We start from the raw sequence: 3,520 nt of genomic DNA on the forward strand, positions 1-3,520 counted from the left end.
GCAGGCGAACGTGCATTTCGGCGACGTGCGGGTGGACAGTTCGGACCTGGCCGGGGACGGCGCGGGAGCGCACGGCGGGTTCAATGTCAACCGCACGATCCTGCCGCGCGACGGCGCGACCGGGCCGGCACTGACGATCGACGTCCACGTCGCCGACGGCCGGATCACCGTCGACCGCAGCAACTGAGTCCGACCGACCTGCGGTAGTGCTGCTTCGGCGGCGCTACCGCAGGTGGGTCCGCGTTACTCCCACTCGATGGTGCCAGGCGGCTTGGACGTGACGTCCAGGACGACCCGGTTCACCTCGCGCACCTCGTTGGTGATGCGCGTCGAGATCCGCTCGAGGACCTCGTAGGGGACGCGCGTCCAGTCGGCTGTCATCGCGTCCTCGGAGGACACCGGTCGCAGCACGACGGGGTGACCATAGGTGCGGCCGTCACCCTGCACGCCCACCGAGCGCACGTCGGCGAGCAGCACCACCGGGCACTGCCAGATGTCGCGGTCCAGTCCCGCGGCAGACAGCTCGGCACGCGCGATCGCGTCGGCCCGCCGCAGGACGTCCAGCCGCTCGCCGGTCACCTCCCCGACGATGCGGATGCCCAGACCGGGCCCCGGGAACGGCTGGCGCCACACGATCTCGGCCGGCAGCCCGAGTTGCTCGCCGACGCGGCGCACCTCGTCCTTGAACAGCGAACGCAGCGGCTCGACAAGCGCGAACTCAAGGTCGTCCGGCAGGCCGCCGACGTTGTGGTGGCTCTTGATGTTCGCGGTGCCCGACCCCCCGCCGGACTCGACGACGTCGGGATACAGCGTGCCCTGCACGAGGAAGTCGACGTTCTCGCCGTGCGCACCGGCGTCGGCGACCACGTCGCGGGCGGCCGCCTCGAAAACCCTGATGAACTCACGTCCGATGATCTTTCGCTTCTCCTCCGGGTCGCTGACGCCGGCCAGCGCAGTGAGGAACTGTGGCGCGGCGGCGACGACCTTGAGCCGCACCCCCGTAGCGGCGACGAAGTCGCGCTCGACCTGCTCGACCTCGCCCGCGCGCAGCAGCCCGTGGTCCACGAAGACGCAGGTCAGCTGATCGCCGACGGCGCGTTGCACCAGCGCGGCCGCGACGGCCGAGTCGACGCCGCCGGACAGCCCGCACACCAGGCGCTTACCGCCGACCTGTGCGCGGATCGCGGCGACCTGCTCGTCGATGATGTTCGCCTCGGTCCAGGTCGCCCGGGCGCCCGCGATGTCGTACAGGAAGTGCCGCAGGATCGCCTGGCCGTGCTCGGAGTGCAGCACCTCGGGATGGAATTGCACACCGGCGAGCCGGCGCGCGACGTCCTCGAAGGCCGCGACCGGCGCGCCCAGCGTGGACGCGGACACGGTAAAGCCCGGAGGCGGCGTGGTGACCGCGTCGCCGTGGCTCATCCAGACCTGTTGCGAGGACGGCAGACCGCGCAGCAGCACGCCGGGCTCGGACACCACGAGCGAGGCGCGCCCGAACTCCGACCCACCGGTGTGGGCGACCTCGCCGCCCAGCGCCTGCGTCATCGCCTGGAAGCCGTAGCAGATGCCGAACACCGCGACGCCAGCCGTGAACAGCGCGGGGTCGATCTGCGGTGCGCCGTCCGCGTACACGCTGGAGGGCCCGCCGGACAGGATGATCGCCTTGGGTCGGCGCGCCAGCAGGTCGGCGAGCGGCGTGGCGTGCGACACGATCTCGGAGTAAACGTGGGCCTCGCGCACCCGCCGCGCAATCAGCTGCGCGTACTGCGCTCCGTAGTCGACGACCAGAACGAGATCCGCCTGCATGACGCGGAGTCTACGGACGCGGCGCCGGGGAAGATGAGGCGCCGGAGGACCAGCGGTAACGGAAGCCGGTGAGTTCCTCGCTCACCTGCCAGAGCCGGCGGGCCAGCTTCTCCTCGTTCGCCAACGTGGACAGCCGCGCCGGTCCGATGGGCCCACGGGTTTCGCCGAAGCGCTGCGGCCCCGTGTACGAGCCGGGTTCGGCCTGCGTCGCGGCGTACAGCGTCGGGCGGGCGCCGGCCGTCGCCGATTGCGTGAAGAGCTTGACGAACACCGGCGCCACCGTGCGCATGAACCGGCTGGCGCCCATGCCCTGCGGGTCGCCGACCAGTCCGGTCGATGAGACACCGGGGTGGGCCGCGACGGAGACGAGCGGCAACCCGCGCGCCGAGGCCATCCGCTGAAGTTCGGCAGCGAACAACAGGTTGGCCAGTTTGGTGTTCGAGTAGGTCCGCTGGGGGTGGTAGCCCTCGCCGGCGTTGCCCTCGAGCACGCGGTCCGTCCCGCCGTGGTGCGCGATCGAGGCCACCGTCACCACGCGGGGCGCCGGCGACGCGAGCAGCGCCGGCAGGAGAAGCCCGGTCAGCACGTAGTGCCCGAGATGGTTCGTGCCGAACTGAAGCTCGAAGCCGTCCTCGGTGGTCACCGGCTTCGGCGGCGCCATCACGCCGGCGTTGTTGACCAGCAGGTCGAGCGGGCCCGTCCACGAGTCGCCGAAACCACGCACCGACTTCATCGACGCGAGGTTGAGCTCGGCGACGTCGAGTTCGGCTGACGGCACAGCCGAGCGGATCCTGTCAGCGGCCTGCTTGCCCCGCTCGGCGTCGCGGCAGGCGAGCACGACGCGCGCCCCGTGCCCGGCAAGCTCCCGAACGGTGAACCACCCGATACCCGAGTTCGCCCCGGTGACGACGGCGGTTCGCCCGGTCAGATCCGGGAGCTGATCCGCAGTCCACTTCACGTGCGGAAACTTACCCGTGCCTGCGTGAGTTTTCCGTCCCGCACGGCACACTGGTCCCATGGCCAGCCTGGACGTCCGTACCCGGGTATGGCGCAACGGAACGCTCGAGGCGGAGAACTTCCCGTTCGAGGACGTGTCGGACTACCTCGAGCAGACCGACTGCCTGGTGTGGGCCGACCTGTGTTCGCCCGACGAGGCAAAGCTGCGCCAGCTGGCGGAAGAACTCAGCCTCGACCAGCACGCGATCGAGGACTCCGTCGCCGAGCACGAGCGGCCGAAGGCCACTCGCTATGCCACCCACCTGTTCGTGACGACCTATGCAATCACCCACGACTCGAAGACGGGTGAGCTGACCGGGAGCCGCATATCGGCGTTCAGCCTGCCGCGCGGTTTCGTCACCGTCCGGCTGGACGACGCCTTCGACATGGACGCGGTCGTGCAGCGCTGGGAGGACAATGGGGACCTGATCAAGTTCGGGCCGCGCGCGCTCATCCACGGCCTGCTCGACGAGATCGTCGACGGGTACTTCGACGCCGTCGAATCGCTCGACGACGAGATCGAGTTGATCGAGGACATCCTGTTCGACGAGAACCCCAGGGTGGCCCACGAGCTGCAGCGCAAGACGTTCGCGCTGCGCAAGTCACTGGTGCAGGCCCGCCGCGCGATCTTGCCCATGCGCGAGGTCGTCAACACCGTCATGCGCCGCGTCAGCGAGGACGACCGCAATGCCGAGCTGGCGCCGTACTTCGAGGATCT

Annotated in this window: 4 protein-coding genes; 2 read left to right on the top strand and 2 right to left on the bottom strand. The window is 69.9% G+C overall.

What is annotated here, in order from left to right; genetic code table 11:
- The coding region (locus VIM26_RS21870) for a hypothetical protein (RefSeq protein ID WP_331955214.1) at window positions 1–187 on the top strand (187 nt) is incomplete at its 5' end.
- Window positions 188–243: 56 nt separating this feature from the next.
- Here the strand turns inward: VIM26_RS21870 and guaA are convergent.
- Window positions 244–1,806, bottom strand: coding sequence for a glutamine-hydrolyzing GMP synthase (guaA, locus tag VIM26_RS21875; RefSeq protein ID WP_331955216.1), 1,563 nt, complete (start codon window positions 1,804–1,806; stop codon window positions 244–246).
- A 10-nt stretch (window positions 1,807–1,816) separates the two neighbouring features.
- A complete protein-coding gene (locus VIM26_RS21880; RefSeq protein WP_331955218.1) occupies window positions 1,817–2,764 on the bottom strand; it encodes an oxidoreductase in 948 nt (315 codons plus the stop codon).
- Window positions 2,765–2,822: 58 nt separating this feature from the next.
- On the opposite strand from VIM26_RS21880, the gene VIM26_RS21885 reads away from it, so the two are divergent.
- Window positions 2,823–3,520, top strand: a 698-nt coding sequence (locus tag VIM26_RS21885; protein WP_331955220.1) for a CorA family divalent cation transporter, incomplete at its 3' end; no start/stop codon positions are given.

The organism is Pengzhenrongella sp. (assembly GCF_036565025.1).
In the GTDB taxonomy this organism is placed as follows: Bacteria; Actinomycetota; Actinomycetes; order Actinomycetales; family Cellulomonadaceae; genus Pengzhenrongella.